Source organism: Bradyrhizobium sp. TM239 (assembly GCF_036247985.1).
In the GTDB taxonomy this organism is placed as follows: Bacteria; Pseudomonadota; Alphaproteobacteria; order Rhizobiales; family Xanthobacteraceae; genus Bradyrhizobium; species Bradyrhizobium ottawaense.
The window spans coordinates 241,229-257,155 of the sequence record NZ_BTIR01000017.1; the positions used below are offsets into that span (position 1 = coordinate 241,229).

A 15,927-nucleotide genomic window follows, 5' to 3' on the forward strand; every position below is an offset into this window, starting at 1 on the left:
GACTTTCCCTGACATCATCGGGGACGGACTTATGCGGCGACTTGTTTCGACGGCCCTGGCGCTGTTCGGCGCATTCCTGCCCCCTGCCCTCGCCCAGCAGCCACAGCGCAGCGAATGCCTGGCGATGGCCCAGTCTGCGCCGCGGGCCATGCCGGTCGCGTTCCGGCAGGCCGCCAGCTCCGCCGAGGTCGAGATCACCTATGCCGGCCATTCCACCTATTTCATCGACACGCCCGGCGGCTTGCGCATCGCGACCGATTATAGCGGCGCCTATCAGGTCGGACGGCTGCCCGACCTCGTCACCATGAACCGGGCCCACAGCACGCATTACTCTTTATTTCCCGACAAGCGCATTCCTCACGTGCTGCATGGCTGGGGTGAGGACGGCAAGCCGGCCATCGTGTCGGAGCGCATCAGTGACGCCTTCATTCGCAACGTCACCACCGACATCCGCCGCTATTTCGGCGACGACGCCGGCACCGACATGATCCGCGACGGCAACTCGATCTTCATCTTCGAGGTCGCCGGCCTCTGCATCGGCCATCTCGGCCACCTCCATCACAAGCTCGACGACAGCCATTTCGCCCAGATCGGGCGGCTCGATATCGTGATGGTGCCGATCGACGGCACCTACACCATGTCGCTGGACGGCGTCTCCGAGATCACCAGGCGGCTGCGCGCTTCGGTGGTGCTGCCGATGCACCGCTTCGCCACCCCGCTCGACGATTTCATGCGCCGGATCGGCCAGCAGTTCGAGATCGACCGCCGCACCGAGCGTTCCTTCCGGATGTCGCGGGACGCGCTGCCGTCGAAGCCGACGGTGATCATCCTCGACGGGGTCTGACGCGCAATTTTCTCCAAGCCGGCCGTCGGCCGGTCATGCTGATCTGCCTGCAACAGGAGATCGACATGACCGATTTTGGCAAACTTTTGCACGCGGACGGACCGAATCCCGAGCATGCAGCGGCGCTCCAGCTCTATGGCCGCTTCGTCGGGGACTGGGATGCCGAGATCACCGCCCATGGGTCCGATGGCGCGAAACACACCGCGCCCGGCGAGATCCATTTTGGCTGGGTGCTCGAGGGACGCGCGGTCCAGGACGTCTGGATCATCCCGCGCCCCGCTGGCAGCCCGGCCTTTCCGATTGCGGGCAATTGGTACGGCACGACGCTGCGCGTCTACGATCCGACCATCGATGCGTGGCGGATTTCCTGGTTCGATCCCGGCCGTAGCGTCTTCCGCCAGCAGATCGGCCGGCCGCGCGGACAGGACATCGTGCAGGAAGGCACGACGGAGGCCGGCGAACTGACGCGCTGGAGCTTTACGGAAATTACCGCCGATTCCTTCCACTGGCTCGGCGAGGTCAAACCGGCCGATGCAACCGATTGGCGGCTCGTAGTCGATGTGAAGGCGAAGCGGCGGAAGGGCTAGAGATCTGATGGCTGTCGGTTGAAGCAGTGGGCCCCAGGCTCGCTGCAACCTCTCCCGCTTGCGGGGGAGGTCGGCGCGTAGCGCCGGGTGGGGGCTCTCTCCACATCGGGAGTGTCCCATTGCGGAGACACCCCCACCCCAGCCCTCCCCCGCAAGCGGGAGAGGGAGCGCACCTCTTCCGCCGCTGCCATGGCGCTCTGAGCAATGCGCGCTGCTGTGCGTGCGTGTGAGATGTTAGGCTCCTCCCTCAAAAGACGACAGGGAGCGAACACCGATGGCTGCAAGCAGTGTGCCCGCCAATACGAGCGGGCTGTTCGTCGAGCCGCGCGAGGACTGGCTCGCGCTGCATCAAGAGGAGATCATCGATCCCTTGCGGCCGATCGTCGATCCCCATCACCATCTCTGGAGTCGCGGGCACCGCTATCTCATCGAGGAAATGGCGGCCGACATCGCGACAGGCCACAACGTCATCGCGACCGTCTATGTCGATTGCCGCTCGATGTATCGCGCGCATGGGCCGGAAGCGTTCCGGCCCGTCGGCGAAGTCGAGTTCGCCAACGGCGTCGCCGCGATGAGCGCGAGCGGCGCTTACGGCAAGGCGGCGATCTGTGCCGGCATCGTCAGCCACGCTAATCTGCTGCTGGGCGAGGCGGCCAAGCCGGTGCTGGAAGCGGAGATCGCGGCCGGCAATGGCCGCTTCCGCGGCATCCGGCATTCCTCGGCCTGGGACGAAGACCCCGTCGTCGCCGGAATGTATGCGAACCGGCCGAAGGGACTGTTGCAGGATCCAGCTTTCCGCAAAGGCTTTGCCTGCCTGGCCCCACTGAACCTCAGCTTCGATGCCTGGCTGTTCCATCCGCAGATCGGCGAGCTGACCGAATTGGCGCGCGCCTTCCCCGACACCAGGATCGTGCTCGACCATTGCGGCGGCCCAGCTGGCGTCGGCCGCTTTGCAGGACGGCGTGAAGAGGTGTTTGCACAATGGCGCGCCTCGATCCGCGAGATCGCGACATGCGAGAACGTGGTGGTCAAGCTCGGCGGCCTCGCCATGTGCCTGCTCGGCTACGACTTCCATTTGCGCGACAGCCCGCCGTCATCCGAGGAACTCGCCGCGGCCTGGCGCCCTTACGTCGAAACCTGCATCGAGGCGTTCGGACCCAAGCGCGCGATGTTCGAGAGCAACTTCCCGCCGGACAAGGGCCAGTGCAGCTACCAGGTGATCTTCAACGCCTTCAAGCGCATCGCCGCACCCCTGAGCGAGGCCGAGAAGACCGCGCTGTTCTCGCAGACCGCCACCGACGTCTACCGGCTCGAGCTGCCGTCATGACGAGAAGAGGGGCCGGGATGATCCCGCCCCCTCTTCCGTCGTGGCCGCTGGGAAGCGTTCTTGAATTGAGACTAGCCGGCACCCATCAGGGAGGCCGGACGGCGCTCTCCGGTGGAGGCGAAGATCTTCTTCAGCTTGTTGACGACGCGGATCAGGAAGCCGATCATCACGGGATTGGTCTTGCGGCAGAAGGCGATCTTCTTGACGTGGCCTTCGACATGCCACTTGGCGTGCGCGCCGTCGCGGAAGAAGATCACGTCGCCGGGGCCGTAGCGCTTGGGCGGCATGCCGTCGCTTTCGAGCACGATCGATCCTTCCATGATCATGATCGTCTCGTCGATATCGTAGTACCAGTTGAAGCGGCCTTCGGTGCACTGCCAGATGATGGTCGAGGCGGTGCCGTCGGCACTGGTGGACAGGATGTGCGAGCGCGACACGGGATTGCCCTCAATGATCCAGGACGGCTCGATCGGCCGCAGCTCGAGCTCGACATTGCAACTACCGATTTCAATCAATGCGCGCGACATCTTCTTCCCCGGGGGATATAATAAAGTATTGCCGGGTCTCGGCCCGGATTGTTTCGAAAGATGCCGGGAACGCTAGTCATCGGTTTTTAATTCTTTCTTACGCAGGCCCCGACAATCAGCCGGAAGTTGCAGGCCCGAAGCGGTTAACGCCGCAATTTCCCTGCAAATTCGAGCACATGAACCGATCTTTTCCGGGGTGCGACAAAGTGCGCGGAAGCACAAAACGGAGCCACGCTGATGCCCCTCACGCCCGAGGTTCTGACAGCCAATCCTGAGACCGTCGCCTGGTTGGTCAGCCTCGATGTCTCCTTCACGCCGGACGAAGAGCCCTGGTTCACCATCGACGGCATCGAAAACCCACGGCAGATCGGCAGTGACGGCTCCGGCGGCGCGTTCGTGCTGCTGCCGCCGCAAAATGTGCTTTACGTCTCATCGGAGGGCCGCGCAGGAATTATCGCCGACACGTTCGAGGCGTTCGTCCAGCTCGTCATCGCCCGCCCCTATTGGCTCGACATCCTCAAATTTTCCGGCGGCGGCGACCTCGCGGAGATGCGGCGTGCGGCGGAGGCGCTGGAGGCGACGCTCGACGACGAGGACGACATCAACGAGGCTCGCGAGGAGATCCTCAAGAGCCTCGACCTGGGCGAGGCGGACGATCCCGTCGGCGCGCTCTACGAGGCGATCGCTGCTTCCGACGCCATCGTGCGCGCCACCGACGGCAGCCCGTTCACGACACTGTTCAACCGCTTCAGCATCGACAACAATCCGATGCTGCGCAACGCGGCGGCGTGAGGCGGTACGGGACGGCCTGAGCGAGCGCCTCGTCCTTCGAGACGACCGCTCCGCTGTCTCCTCAGGATGAGGCTCATCGACAGCGGTGCGCTGGAGCGACTGCGGCGCACTCAATCCTCGGCCTGAGGAGCCCCGCCCAAGCGGGCGGCTCGAAGGATAGCCGCGCGGGGAGAGGTGACGCGCGCTACTTCGCCCACTCGCCCTTGCGGAATACCGGTACCTTGCTGCCATCGGGCAAGATGCCGTCGATATCGGTCTCGGCCGAGCCAATCATCCAGTCGATATGGATCAGGCTCTGGTTGCCGCCTTGCGCGGCGATCTGCTGCGGGGTGAGCTGCGCGCCGTTGACGAAGCACTTCGAATAGCACTGGCCGAGCGCGATGTGGGATGCTGCGTTCTCGTCGAACAGCGTGTTGTAGAACAACAGCCCGCTCTGCGAGATCGGCGAGGAATGCGGCACCAGCGCCACTTCGCCGAGGCGCCGGGCGCCCTCGTCGGTGTCGAGCACCTTGTTCAGCACCTCCGCGCCGCGCGAGGCCTTTGCGTCGACGATCTTGCCGTCCTCGAAGCGCACCGCGATGTTGTCGATCAGCGTGCCCTGATAGGACAGCGGCTTCGAGCTCACGACATGGCCGTAGACGCGGCGGCAATGCGGCGTGGTGAAGACCTCTTCGGTCGGGATGTTGGCGTTGCAGCTGATGCCGTTCTTGGAGAGCGAGGCTCCGCCTTCCCATTCGTGGCCGTCGGCAAGTCCGATGGTGAGGTCCACACCCGGTCCGTTGTACTGGAGCGCGCGGAAGCGCTGGCCGTTGAGCCAGTTGGTACGCTCGCGCAGCACCGCATTGTGGCTCGCCCAATTGTCCATCGCGTCCTCGCGGTCGACGCGGGACGCCGCGAAGATCGCATCCGCGAGCTTGCCGACCGCGACGTCCTCGGGATCATCAGGGAACACCAGCCTGGCCCAGGACAGGCTCGGATAGGCGATGATGTTCCAGTTGGTGTCGAAATTGACGATCTTTTCCAGGGCGGGCTGATAGGCCATCGAATTCGCCTTGCTGGCGCGCGCCACCTTGGAAGGATCCTCGCCCGACAGCAGCATCGGATTGTCGCCGACGATGGCGAGCCGCGCGGTGTTGTCGGAGAACGCCTTGGCCATGCCCTCGTAGAGCCAGCCGGCGGCACGATCGAAACTGCTGTCGTGGCCGTGGCGGTAGCGCGCCAGCGTCATCTCCTCGTCCGACAGGATCGGTGTCACGATGCCGGCGCCGGCCTTGTAGGCATGCACGGCGATCCGCCGCACCAGCGGCAGCGCGATCGCGGGCGCCGTCAGAAGAAGATCCTGTCCCGGCCGCAAGCCCAGGCCCACCTTCACCGCCACCTCGGCCAGCCGGTCGAGCTTCACGGGATCGATGGGAGTGGCGGAATTGCGGTGATCAGTCATGCGGGGCCCTCTGCCGAAAGTCTGTCGTTCAATCTAAGTCTAGCATCGCGGGACGCAAGTGCGCGAGCACCTTGCGACATGGAGAAGATACGCAGTTTCACGCATTTTGGTTTTCAACGCGTTGCCGATTTCAGCACCCGGTCAACCATGGCGGGCGCGAGCCCGAGGTAATTTTTCGGTGAGGTGAGCGCCTCGATTGTGGCGCGATCGATGCGGCTCGCTATCCGGGAGTCCGCCGACAGCGCATCGGCCAGGCTCATGCCCTTCTCGTTGGCCTGACGGCAGGCGTCATAAACCACGTCATGGGCCTCCTGCCGGCCGAGCTGCGGCGCGAGCCCCATCATGACCGCTTCGGCCACGATCAGGCCGCGGCTGATCGCGAGATTGTCGTTCATCTTCGCCTCGTCCACGATGAGGCCTGCGAGTGCAAACTTCGCCTGATGCAGCGCGCCGGCGGTCAGCACGAAGCTTTCGGGGATCGCCATCCATTCGGCGTGCCAGGGGCCCGTGGCGCGCTCGAAATCCTGCACCATGGCATCGAGCATCAGGCCGGCGTGCTGGCGCACCGCCTTGGACGCCGCCAGCATCAGCTCCGACGAGATCGGGTTGCGCTTCTGCGGCATGGTCGAGGAGGCGCCGCGGCCCTTGACGAAGGGCTCGTAGACCTCGGCGAACTCGGTCGAGGCCATGATCATGATGTCGAGCGCGATCTTGCCGAGCGAGCCGGTGACGAGCGCAAGGAAGTTCACGCCTTCCGCAAATCCGTCGCGCGCGACGTGCCAGGTCGAGGCGGGAACGCCGAGCTTGAGCTCAGCACAGAGCGCTTCCTGCACGACAAAGCCCTTGTCGCCGAGCGAGGCCAGCGTGCCGGCGGCGCCGGCGAACTGACCGACCAGCACGCGCGGCTTCAATTGCGCCAGGCGCTCGGCGTGGCGGTCGAACATCGCGAGCCAGATCGCGGTCTTGTAGCCGAAGGTCACCGGCAGCGCCTGCTGGAGATGGGTGCGGCCGGCCATTGGCGTATCGCGATAGCGCTTCGAGAGATCGGCGAGGATGCGGCGGAGTTCGGCGATGTCGCGTTCGACGATCCCGAGCGCGGCGCGCAGTTGCAGCACCACGGCAGTGTCCATGATGTCCTGCGTGGTCGCGCCCCAATGCACGTAGCGGCCGGCCTCGCCGCACTGCTTCACCATCTGATGCACCAGAGGCAGGATCGGATAACCGACGATGTCGGTCTCCTGCCTGAGCAGATCGAAATCGAAAGCGGCGACGTCGGTCCGCGCCGCGATCTGATCGGCGGCCTCCTGCGGGATCACGCCGCATTTCGCCTCAGCCTTCGCCAGCGCCACCTCGACCTCGGCGTAGCGAGCCACCAGCGCGACGTCGGAGAACACCTCCCGCATCTCGGGCGTACCGAAGGCGTCGCGGAACAACATGGAATCGAGCACGGTGGTGGAGGCAGCAAAGGCGGGCATGGGCGTTTCTTCGTGGTTGGTGTTTGTGTAGGCGATAGCTTACGCAGGGCACGCGGTTCGGCAAAGGGAGATTCGCAGTTCGTCGCGTCTCCCGCGCGGCGAGGTTAGGCACACGTCCCCCCGTTACTCCGTCATCCTGAGGTGCGAGGCGTGCGATTCGGAGCAGCGCGTGCCTCGCACCTCAGGATGACGGATCGATTGCGGACGGAGATATCCGGTCGACACGTCGTCCACGGCAACCTGCCCCAATCGCACGGCATGGCTGCCATCACGCGATCGCGATGAACCAAGTGTCCCCTTCGGCAGACTCACAGTTTTCGACCCAAATTTCATTTTGTTTTTTGCTAGCCCAATTCGTAGTGAGGCCTGAGTTTCAACGTGCAGTTTCTGTTCCGGGACCACCTTCTCGATACCGACCGGCGCGAGCTGAGCCGCGAGCAGGTTCCCGTTGCCGTGGAGCCGCAGGTCTTCGATCTCGTCGTCCACCTCATGCAGAACCGCGACCGGGTGGTCAGCAAGGACGAGCTGATCGACAAGATCTGGCATGGGCGCAGCGTCTCCGAATCCACCTTGACCAGCCGGATCAACGCGGCGCGCAAGGCCGTCGGCGACAGTGGCGCGAGCCAGGCGCTGATCCGCACCATCGCCCGCAAGGGCTTTCGCTTCGTCGGCGATGTCGAGGCCAAAGGTAGCACGATGGGTGGCGCAATCGCGCCGGAGCCCGGCTACGCCGCGCGGGTGCAGCGCGCCGCACTCGCGCTTCCCGAGCGGCCGGCGATCGCCGTGCTGCCCTTCACCAATATGAGCGGCGCGGCCGAGCAGGATTATTTTTCCGACGGCATCAGCGAGGACATCATCACCGCGCTGTCGAAGCTGCGCTGGTTCTTCGTCATCGCGCGCAACTCCTCCTTCGTCTACAAGGGCCGCGCCGTGCACATCCGCGAGGTCGCGCAGGAGCTCGGGGTGCGTTACGTGGTCGAAGGCAGCGTGCGGCGGAGCGGCGAGCGCCTGCGCATCTCGGCCCAGCTCAATGACGTCTCGACCGGGAGCCATCTCTGGGCCGAGCGCTACGACCGTGAGCTCGCCGACATCTTCGCCGTGCAAGACGAGATCACCGAGGCGATCGTCGCCGCGATCGAGCCGCAGCTCTATGCAGCCGAAAGTTTTCGCGCCCAGCAGAAGCCGCCCGGGAGCCTGGATGCCTGGGACCTCGTGATGCGCGCCTTGTCGCATCACTGGCGCAGCACGCGCGAGGACAATGCCGCCGCGCAAGGGCTGCTCGAAAAGGCTGTCGCGATCGATCCCGCCTATGGCAAGGCGCTGGGCCTGCTCGCGACCAGCCATATCTTCGGCGCGCATATGGGCTGGGCCGACATGGCCGCGACAGTGCCGATCGCCGAACGCGCGGCGCTCGCTGCGGTGGAGGCGGATCGCGAGGATGCCTGGGCCCATCACGGCCTCGCCTACACCTATCTGTTCCGCCGCCGCTTCGACGACGCGCTGGCGGAGTTCGAGCTGGCGCTGACGCTCAATCCGAACTTCGCGATGGCGCACGCCTTTTACGGCGTGACGCTATGCTACGCCGGACGATGGCAGGAGGGCGATGCCGCCGCACGTCGCGCGCTGCGGCTGAGCCCGCGCGATCCGCTCGCGGCGATCTATTGCGGGGTTGCGGCCTATGCCCGGTTCGTCGGCCGTGACTATGACGGAGCCGTGCAGATGGCGCGGGAATCGATGCGGCAGCGCGGCGATTTCGTCGGCGCGCACCGTGTCTTGACGGCGGCGGCCGGAATGTCAGGAGATCCGGCGCTGGCAGCTTCCGCCCTGGAAGGTCTGCGCCGGGCCCAACCCGAGGTCTCGCTCGCCTGGATCACGCGCGAACTGCCGATGTTGCGGGACGAGGATCGTGCGCATTATCTCGAAGGATTGCGGCGCGCGGGAATGACGTGACGGCGGCGCGCCTTCTCCATTGCAGGCGCCATCGCAGGCTGAGCTAGTCGTCGTCGGATCCGAACAGCCTGATCTGCGGGAAGCCGCCGCGCGGCCGGCTGGCGTAATCATGCGCATCGGAATCTTCCCGGATGTTGCGCGCGACGTCGTCCCAATCGGTGCGGTCGCGCAGGCCGCGCTGCTCGCGGGTGTCGTAGTGGCGGCGCTCGGCCCAGCGCTCGCGGCGCTCCATCCGGCGCCGCTCTGACGCAGCGCGCTTCACGTCGGACTCCCTCGCCTTGGCATAGGCGTTATCGGGTGAAGAGGCCGGGTCGGCCGATGCCTGCTGCTCGGCAGGTTTTGCGGCCCTTGAGGACGATGCGATTGCTGGCCTCGACTGTTCCTTGAACTGTTCCTTGGATTGTTCCTTGGGTGGCTCAACCGCGGCCGCTTGTGAAGGCGGCGGTGCGGGCGGTTCGGCATTCGCCTGGGTGGGCTGCGTGTCGGGCTTTGCGGCTTCCGACTTCGCTTCGGCTTGCGCGGGCGCGGCGATCATTGCGCCGAAGGCTTTCGAGCCGGCGAGATAATTGACGCGTTCCGACGGAGCGCTCGTCTGTGCCGGCGCACCAGCGGATTCGGCGCGCTGCGCCATCTTGCTGGTATCCGGGCCCTGTTTGGACGCGACCGGATTCATGATGTTGCCGGCAACGATGCCGCCGCCAACACCGATGGCAATGGCCGCGACGATAGTTCCGGCACCGACGAAATAGGCTGTCGAGGCGCGCATTGATCCACTCCCTCTTTGGGGCGAGCAACGCACGTCGATTGCCAGATGTTCCTGATACAGGAGCGGTTCCCGGAGGAAACCCGCGCGTCAGATCTGCTGCGCGACTTTTTCGAGCCCGATGAGGCGGGCGAGCTTGCGCACTTCTTCCTTCTGATCGTCACGCAGTTGGAACAGCAGCGGCATGGCGGCCGACTTCAACTGCTGGACCTCGTCGCAATTCGGATCGATCTGCGCGCTGGGTGGCGCGTTCGGATTGGAGAGCTTGTTGGCCGAGATCTTGCGAACAACGTTGCGCAGCGCGGTCTCGACCGAAGGCCAGTAATATTCCTGCGACGAGGACAGCTTCAGGCGATCCCTGATGCCGGAAATCTGCGCGTCGGACAGCAGGGTATAATGTTTCTGCGGCTGCGGCTTGGCCACAACCTTCGGCTTGGCCGGAACTTCGACGGCGGGAACCTCCGCCGCGGCGGGCGCTTCGGACAGGCTCGACGCCTTGGGCATCGGGAAATCGGATGGCGTGGCGGCGGCGAAGGCCTGGCGCAACGGCTCGGCCAGCACGGGTGCCTGCGAAAGCCTGTCGGCCGGCACCTGGACCGGCTCGATCGCGGCCGAAGCCAGCGCCAGGGTCGGAACCAGACGGTCGGCCTTGGCGGCGCGGTTGGTGGCGAGCGGCTTGGCCGGAGGCGTCTGCGCGATCATCTCTTCGCTGACGCTGGGCACGCTGTCCCGGCCAAGAATGGCAGTGGTGGCGGCGCCAAGGACGAGGAAACAGGTCAGCACAACGATGGTGATGGCTTTGGACAAACGTCTCTCCGCGCCCAACTTCAAGTCCACGTGATCACTGCCCGGAAACTGGGCGATAATTAAGGCCTAACCGTGCCATCGCGGCGGCAATCGCGCGGACTGCGGCGACATCGCCTGGAAAACTCAAGGAAATCAGGCAGCTGCCGAAAGGTCGTAGGCGTCCTGGATGTCGGCGACGATCTCCGAGGCCTCCCACACCGCGCGCGGCTCGACCGATTGCAGCGTCACCGTCCAGTTGCCGCCCCGGCGGGTGCGGGGGACGCTGACGATGTCGAACCGGACGTTGCGGCACAGCGGGTGGCGCGCCAGGGCATGAGCGACGCGGACGCGGATTTCGTCCAGCGAAGCCGCTGTCTTGCTGTTGAGAAAATCGAAGTCCATCGCCTGTCCCTCTCGGCCCTGATTGGCAGGCCGTGAGGGGGATTCTTGGCCGGCGTTGGTTAATCTGCCGTTAAATAAGGGGGGCGGAGGAGCCCGGGATTAACCGTGATCCACACCGTCGTGGCCGGGCTCGACGGGCTGCGCCTACGGCCCGCCCGCCGCACGATATTCGGCGAGCGTCCGCGCAACCAGCTCGTCAACCGCCGGCACGTCCGTCACCCCCGAGGTCGAGTGCCCGCCGCTCCAGATGTCGCGCCAGCGCTTTGGCCGGCTCTCGCGCGCGGCAACGTCGATATCCTCGGCGATGTCGATCGCGCCCCGTGCCGGGAGATCGTCGGGATCGAGGCCGGCGGCCACGATCGACGGCCTCAGCATGCTGGTCTGCAAACCCGTGAACGCCGTGGTGAGCAGAATGTCGTCGGCGCAGCTCTCGACCAGCATCCGCTTGTAGCGTTCGTCCGCCATGCTCTCGCGCGTCGCGATGAACTTCGTGCCCATATAGGCCAGATCGCAGCCGAGCACTTTTGCCGCGTGCAGCGCACGGCCATCGCTGATGCCGCCGGCGAGCACGATGATGCCGTCGTAGAACGCGCGCACCGCGCGAACGAAGGCAAACGGGTTGAGCCAGCCGGTCTGCCCGCCCGCGCCCGCCGTGAGCAGCACGAGCCCGTCGACACCTGCTTCCGCCGCCCGTTCGGCGTGGCGGATCGAAGCGACGTCCGCCAGCACCAGCGCGCCTGCGTCATGCAGCGGCTCCAAGACCGGCGCGGGCGAGCCGACCGAGGTGATGACGATCTCCGGCTTGTGTTGCAGCAGTACGGCGAGATCCTGCGCGAGCCGCGCATTGGAGCGATGCACGATCAGGTTCGGACAGAGCGGCGCGGCCTTGCGGCCGGTTTGGTCTTCGTGCTGCCGCAGCCGCGTCGCAATCGCGGTGAGCCATTCATCCAGCTGCTCCGTGCTGCGGCAATTCGCGGTGGGGAAGCTTCCGATCACCCCATGGCTGCAGGCCGCGACCATGAGCTCGACGCCCGACACCAGGAACATCGGCGCCGCGATCAGCGGCAGGCCGAGACGATCGCCGAAACGTTGCAGTCGATCCGACCTCACGCAAATCTCCTCGTCACTCTCGCCTCGCCGTGCGGGCTTTGTCGTTTTCTCCCGCAGTCTCTGTGCTAGCGTCACCGGCAACATTGGCACGCCAGAAGCCGATGACAAAGCAACGAGGAAACATATGTCCGATCCGCTCCACGCATCGTCCCCGACTTGCGCGCAGACGCTACGGGCGCTGTCGCGCTATCCCGGCCGCACCGCTTTCGCGTGGCCCGAGGGATCGCTGAGCTATCAGGGCACGATCGACCTGATCGGACGCATCCAGGGCGTGTTCATGCGGCTTGGACTGCAGGCGGGCGCGCGCGTCGCCTTCCTCACCGCGAACCGCGCCGACAGCTGGTGCGCCGGCGTCGCCGCTCAATTGTCGCGGCTCTGCATCACCTGGCTGCATCCGCTGGGATCGCTGGAGGACCAGCTGTTCCAGCTCGAGGATTCCGAGGCCGAGATGCTGGTGGTCGATGCGGCCGCCTTCCGCGACCGCGGCGGCGAGCTCTCCGCGAGGGCGACCCGGCTGAAGGCGGTCTTCACCATGGGGCCGGCCGGTTACGGTGTCGATCTGCTCGCGGCGATCGAGAGCGCGGGACACGCCAGCGCGCAGTGTCTCGCCGGTCTCGACGATCTCTCCACACTGAACTACACCGGCGGCACCACCGGCAAATCCAAAGGCGCGCTGCGCTATCACCGCGAGAATGCCGGAGCCGCCGCTGCGATCCTCGCCGATTTCGAGATCCCCGACGCGGCACGCTATCTTACGGTCGCCCCGATCAGTCATGTCGCCGGCACGAAGGTGCTGCCGACCCTGATGCGTGGCGGCACCGTGCACATGCTGAGGGGATTCGACCCCGAGGCCGTGCTGGCCACGATCGCGCGCGAGCGCATCAACTTCACGCTGTTCGTGCCGACCATGATCTACGTGCTGCTCGATCATCCCGCGCTTGATAAGACCGACCTTTCCTCGCTCGAGCTGGTGCTCTACGGGGCGTCGGCGATGTCGCCGAGCCGGCTGGTCGAGGGTATCGAGCGCATCGGTCCGGTGTTCTCGCAGCTCTACGGGCAGACCGAATGCTATCCGGTCTCGGTGCTGCGCAAGGCCGATCACGATCTTAAGGCGCCCGAGCTGTTTTTGTCCTGCGGCTTCCCGATCGCAGCCTGCGAGGTCAAGATCCTCGACGATAACGACCAGGAGGTGAAGACCGGCGAGGCCGGCGAAATCTGCGTGCGCGCGCCGCACGTGATGGCGGAATACTGGAAGCGGCCCGACATCACCGCCGAGACGCTGAAGAACGGCTGGGTCCACACCGGCGACATCGCGCGCAAGGACGAGCGCGGCTACATGTTCATCCTCGACCGCAAGAAGGACATGATCGTGTCCGGCGGCTTCAACATCTTCCCGCGCGAGGTCGAGGACGTGCTGTCGCAGCACGCCGATGTCGCCATGGTCGCGGTCGTCGGCATCCCCGACGAGAAATGGGGCGAGGCCGTCACCGCGATCGTGGTGCCGCGCGAGGGCGCAAGGCCCGATCCGGACGAACTGATCAACCTCGTGAAGACGCGAAAAGGCTCGGCGCATGCGCCGAAGCAAATCCAGTTCGTGAAGCAGCTGCCGATGACCGGTGTCGGCAAGGTGGACAAGAAGGTGCTCCGTGCGGGCTTCTGGAGCGGGCGGGACCGGATGGTGGGGTAAAACCCCGGGATTTTACGGTGATCGTTGTGGCCCCGGCACCACAGCGCGCCACTGAGTGCGCGCCGACGATGCCCGCCCGATTGCCCGCGAATCGGGGAATCACCTAGACCTCTGGTGGGGCTGGGAAGCGGAGTAAGACATGAGAGTCGCTTCCCTGGAAAGTGCAGTCGCCGCGGTCACGTTGATCACGGCCATCATCGTGGTGCTGTGGGAGATCAAGATCTTCTACGGAATGTGAACCGGCAGGATGCCGAGCATCCCTTCCGCGGCGGCGGAAGTCTGCCGTTCATTCGGAAGGAGCCATCGCGGCCCCGCCGTCACGCTTACCGCTTCTCGATCACCAGGCTCTGCACGGCGCGGCCGAAATAGCCTTGCCGGTCCGCAAGCCGCGACATTGCGAGCCCCGCGCCGTCGGGTCCGATCCAGGAGTCGCCGTCGAGCAGGATCCACTCGCCGACGGGCTGGCGCGCAAAGCTCACGGTGAGGTCGGCGTTGATGTAGGTCCAGGCGCGAAAATCGAGCGTCGAGGCGGTGCCGTTGGAAAAATCGGCGGCGACCACGGCGCGCATGGCCTGCGAGATCGCTTCGCCCTCGATCAGGGGATGGTCGACACGAAACCAGATTGCGCCGGCGCCGGCCTGGCCGAAGCGGCCGCGCGCGGCGCGCATCGAGACCGAACGCACGAACGGGCTGGTGGCGGCGTGACCGTCCTCGACCAGCGAGTCCTCCGGCGAGGGCAGCGTCACCGGCAGCGCCTTGACGTCGTCGGGCAACGACAGCGCCTGGCGCCTGATCTTGAGCACGGTTGCGCCGACGACCTGCACACCGTCGGCCAGCAGCTTGATCTCGCAGAGCTGGATCTTGCGGCCCTCGCGCAAGACGTCGGTCACGATCGTGAGCGGCGCCACCGGAACAGGCCGCATCAGATCGATGGTGACGCGCGCGATGTCCATCGCGACAGGCGTCGGAATGCGCTCGGCCGCCCATGTCACCAGCGAAGCCGGCGCCGAGCCGTGCTGCATGCGCCGGTCCCAGGGGCCAGCGGCATCCGGACTGGTGACGACGCTGTTGCCGTCGACGCGGTAGATGGGGGGCATGTTTTAATCAGTCTTGGTTGACGTTCCCCGGACGCTGCGCAGCGCGTAGCGGGGCGCTGCTGATCCGGGGTCCGTGCCTTGCGGCGATGGGCCCCGGCTCTGCGGAGCAATGCTACGCATTGCACCGCGTCCGGGACACGAGAAACTACAACGGCGGATCGATCGCTTCGTCGTATTCCTTCTTGAAGCGCGCGATCAATTCGGCGGCGGGCAGGATGCCGTCGACGCTGCCGATGCCCTGGCCCGAGCCCCAGATTTCCTTCCAGGCCTTCGGCTTGGCGCGCTCGCCGGAAGCGTCGGTGCCGAAATTCATCTTGGAGGGATCGGAGGTCGGCAGGTTTTCCGGATCCATGCCGGCGGCGAGGATCGAGGGTTTCAGATAATTGCCGTGCACGCCGGTGAAGAGGTTGGAATAGACGATGTCGTCGGCGGTCGATCCCGCGATCATCTCCTTGTACTTCTCCACCGCGTTGGCTTCCTTGGTCGCGATGAAGGCCGAGCCGATATAGGCGAAGTCGGCCCCTAAGATGCGCGCGGCGCGGATCGCCTTGCCGTTGCCGATGGCGCCCGACAGCGCGATCGGGCCGTCGAACCATTTTCGCGTCTCGGCGACGAAGGCCAGCGGCGAAATGGTGCCGGCATGGCCGCCGGCGCCGGCCGCGACCAGGATCAGGCCATCGGCGCCCTTCTCGATCGCCTTGTGGGCGAATTTCTGGTTGATCACGTCGTGGAAGACGATGCCGCCCCAGCCGTGCACGGCCTGGTTCAGCTCCTCGCGTGCGCCGAGCGAGGAGATGATCATCGGCACCTTGTACTTGGCGCAGAGCTGCATGTCGTGGTCGAGCCGGTTGTTCGACTTGTGCACGATCTGGTTGACCGCGAACGGCGCCGACGGCTTGTCGGGATGGGCGCGGTCATAGGCCGCGAGCTCCTCGGTGATCCGCGCCAGCCATTCGTCGAGCAGCTCCGGCGGCCGCGCGTTCAGCGACGGAAACGAGCCGACCACACCTGCCTTGCACTGCGCGATCACGAGATCGGGCACCGAGATGATGAAGAGCGGCGAGCCGATCACGGGGATCGACAGGCGTCCTTTGAACAAGGCAGGCATGGACATTGCGGGACGATCCTCTGTTGGCAGG

15 protein-coding genes are annotated in these 15,927 nt (G+C 65.5%); 6 read left to right on the top strand and 9 right to left on the bottom strand.

What is annotated here, in order from left to right; translation table 11 throughout:
- Positions 1–31: 31 nt before the first annotated feature.
- From AABA84_RS26635 to AABA84_RS26645, 3 genes are all read left to right on the top strand, one after another.
- Positions 32–844 carry an MBL fold metallo-hydrolase gene (locus tag AABA84_RS26635; RefSeq protein ID WP_338313656.1) on the top strand — a complete coding sequence of 271 codons (813 nt, stop codon included), beginning with the start codon at positions 32–34 and terminating at the stop codon, positions 842–844.
- Positions 845–909: 65 nt separating this feature from the next.
- Positions 910–1,431: a hypothetical protein gene (locus AABA84_RS26640; protein WP_338313657.1), complete on the top strand. Its 522-nt coding sequence runs from the start codon at positions 910–912 to the stop codon at positions 1,429–1,431.
- 274 nt (positions 1,432–1,705) lie between these two features.
- Positions 1,706–2,758 carry an amidohydrolase family protein gene (locus AABA84_RS26645; RefSeq protein WP_338313658.1) on the top strand — a complete coding sequence of 351 codons (1,053 nt, stop codon included), beginning with the start codon at positions 1,706–1,708 and terminating at the stop codon, positions 2,756–2,758.
- A 71-nt stretch (positions 2,759–2,829) separates the two neighbouring features.
- Here AABA84_RS26645 and AABA84_RS26650 read toward each other — a convergent pair whose 3' ends face one another.
- Positions 2,830–3,285 carry a cupin domain-containing protein gene (locus AABA84_RS26650; RefSeq protein ID WP_028140678.1) on the bottom strand — a complete coding sequence of 152 codons (456 nt, stop codon included), beginning with the start codon at positions 3,283–3,285 and terminating at the stop codon, positions 2,830–2,832.
- A gap of 237 nt (positions 3,286–3,522) precedes the next feature.
- Here AABA84_RS26650 and AABA84_RS26655 point away from each other — a divergent pair, with 237 nt between their 5' ends.
- Complete coding sequence (locus tag AABA84_RS26655) at positions 3,523–4,077, top strand: hypothetical protein (RefSeq protein ID WP_212245875.1); 555 nt, start codon at positions 3,523–3,525, stop codon at positions 4,075–4,077.
- Positions 4,078–4,261: 184 nt separating this feature from the next.
- On the opposite strand, the gene AABA84_RS26660 is transcribed toward AABA84_RS26655, so the two are convergent.
- Together AABA84_RS26660 and pcaB are read right to left on the bottom strand one after the other, a co-directional pair.
- Positions 4,262–5,518, bottom strand: coding sequence for an aminopeptidase (locus AABA84_RS26660; RefSeq protein ID WP_212245877.1), 1,257 nt, complete (start codon positions 5,516–5,518; stop codon positions 4,262–4,264).
- A 113-nt stretch (positions 5,519–5,631) separates the two neighbouring features.
- Positions 5,632–6,993 carry a 3-carboxy-cis,cis-muconate cycloisomerase gene (gene pcaB, locus AABA84_RS26665; RefSeq protein WP_338313659.1) on the bottom strand — a complete coding sequence of 454 codons (1,362 nt, stop codon included), beginning with the start codon at positions 6,991–6,993 and terminating at the stop codon, positions 5,632–5,634.
- 378 nt (positions 6,994–7,371) lie between these two features.
- Here pcaB and AABA84_RS26670 point away from each other — a divergent pair, with 378 nt between their 5' ends.
- Complete coding sequence (locus tag AABA84_RS26670) at positions 7,372–8,943, top strand: winged helix-turn-helix domain-containing tetratricopeptide repeat protein (protein ID WP_212245881.1); 1,572 nt, start codon at positions 7,372–7,374, stop codon at positions 8,941–8,943.
- A gap of 43 nt (positions 8,944–8,986) precedes the next feature.
- Here the strand turns inward: AABA84_RS26670 and AABA84_RS26675 are convergent, their stop codons facing one another.
- The 4 genes from AABA84_RS26675 to AABA84_RS26690 all read right to left on the bottom strand — a co-directional run bounded on the left by AABA84_RS26675 (position 8,987) and on the right by AABA84_RS26690 (position 12,004).
- The gene (locus tag AABA84_RS26675; protein ID WP_338313660.1) at positions 8,987–9,709 is read right to left on the bottom strand and encodes a hypothetical protein; all 723 of its coding nucleotides are present in this window, start codon (positions 9,707–9,709) and stop codon (positions 8,987–8,989) included.
- 87 nt (positions 9,710–9,796) lie between these two features.
- Positions 9,797–10,513 carry a hypothetical protein gene (locus AABA84_RS26680; RefSeq protein WP_212245885.1) on the bottom strand — a complete coding sequence of 239 codons (717 nt, stop codon included), beginning with the start codon at positions 10,511–10,513 and terminating at the stop codon, positions 9,797–9,799.
- 132 nt (positions 10,514–10,645) lie between these two features.
- On the bottom strand, positions 10,646–10,894 hold the full coding sequence (locus AABA84_RS26685) for a hypothetical protein (protein WP_028140683.1): 249 nt from the start codon (positions 10,892–10,894) through the stop codon (positions 10,646–10,648).
- Between the two features lie 144 nt (positions 10,895–11,038).
- Positions 11,039–12,004, bottom strand: a complete 966-nt coding sequence (locus AABA84_RS26690) for an NAD(P)H-dependent flavin oxidoreductase (RefSeq protein WP_338305751.1) — start codon at positions 12,002–12,004, stop codon at positions 11,039–11,041.
- 124 nt (positions 12,005–12,128) lie between these two features.
- Between AABA84_RS26690 and AABA84_RS26695 the strand changes: the two genes are divergently transcribed.
- Complete coding sequence (locus AABA84_RS26695; protein WP_212245889.1) at positions 12,129–13,691, top strand: AMP-binding protein; 1,563 nt, start codon at positions 12,129–12,131, stop codon at positions 13,689–13,691.
- A 323-nt stretch (positions 13,692–14,014) separates the two neighbouring features.
- Here AABA84_RS26695 and AABA84_RS26700 read toward each other — a convergent pair whose 3' ends face one another.
- Both AABA84_RS26700 and AABA84_RS26705 read right to left on the bottom strand, forming a co-directional pair.
- Positions 14,015–14,788: a thioesterase family protein gene (locus AABA84_RS26700; RefSeq protein ID WP_338305752.1), complete on the bottom strand. Its 774-nt coding sequence runs from the start codon at positions 14,786–14,788 to the stop codon at positions 14,015–14,017.
- A gap of 145 nt (positions 14,789–14,933) precedes the next feature.
- A complete protein-coding gene (locus AABA84_RS26705; RefSeq protein ID WP_008133678.1) occupies positions 14,934–15,902 on the bottom strand; it encodes an NAD(P)H-dependent flavin oxidoreductase in 969 nt (322 codons plus the stop codon).
- Between the last annotated feature and the right edge of the window lie 25 nt (positions 15,903–15,927).

Bases quoted from the DNA above. Each gene is read 5' to 3' on its own strand.
- pcaB (WP_338313659.1), bottom strand. From the start codon at position 6,993: ATGCCCGCCTTTGCTGCCTCCACCACCGTGCTCGATTCCATGTTGTTC.
- AABA84_RS26635 (WP_338313656.1), top strand. From the start codon at position 32: ATGCGGCGACTTGTTTCGACGGCCCTGGCGCTGTTCGGCGCATTCCTG.
- AABA84_RS26695 (WP_212245889.1), top strand. From the start codon at position 12,129: ATGTCCGATCCGCTCCACGCATCGTCCCCGACTTGCGCGCAGACGCTA.
- AABA84_RS26640 (WP_338313657.1), top strand. From the start codon at position 910: ATGACCGATTTTGGCAAACTTTTGCACGCGGACGGACCGAATCCCGAG.
- AABA84_RS26685 (WP_028140683.1), bottom strand. From the start codon at position 10,894: ATGGACTTCGATTTTCTCAACAGCAAGACAGCGGCTTCGCTGGACGAA.
- AABA84_RS26705 (WP_008133678.1), bottom strand. From the start codon at position 15,902: ATGTCCATGCCTGCCTTGTTCAAAGGACGCCTGTCGATCCCCGTGATC.
- AABA84_RS26700 (WP_338305752.1), bottom strand. From the start codon at position 14,788: ATGCCCCCCATCTACCGCGTCGACGGCAACAGCGTCGTCACCAGTCCG.
- AABA84_RS26675 (WP_338313660.1), bottom strand. From the start codon at position 9,709: ATGCGCGCCTCGACAGCCTATTTCGTCGGTGCCGGAACTATCGTCGCG.
- AABA84_RS26650 (WP_028140678.1), bottom strand. From the start codon at position 3,285: ATGTCGCGCGCATTGATTGAAATCGGTAGTTGCAATGTCGAGCTCGAG.
- AABA84_RS26655 (WP_212245875.1), top strand. From the start codon at position 3,523: ATGCCCCTCACGCCCGAGGTTCTGACAGCCAATCCTGAGACCGTCGCC.
- AABA84_RS26645 (WP_338313658.1), top strand. From the start codon at position 1,706: ATGGCTGCAAGCAGTGTGCCCGCCAATACGAGCGGGCTGTTCGTCGAG.
- AABA84_RS26660 (WP_212245877.1), bottom strand. From the start codon at position 5,518: ATGACTGATCACCGCAATTCCGCCACTCCCATCGATCCCGTGAAGCTC.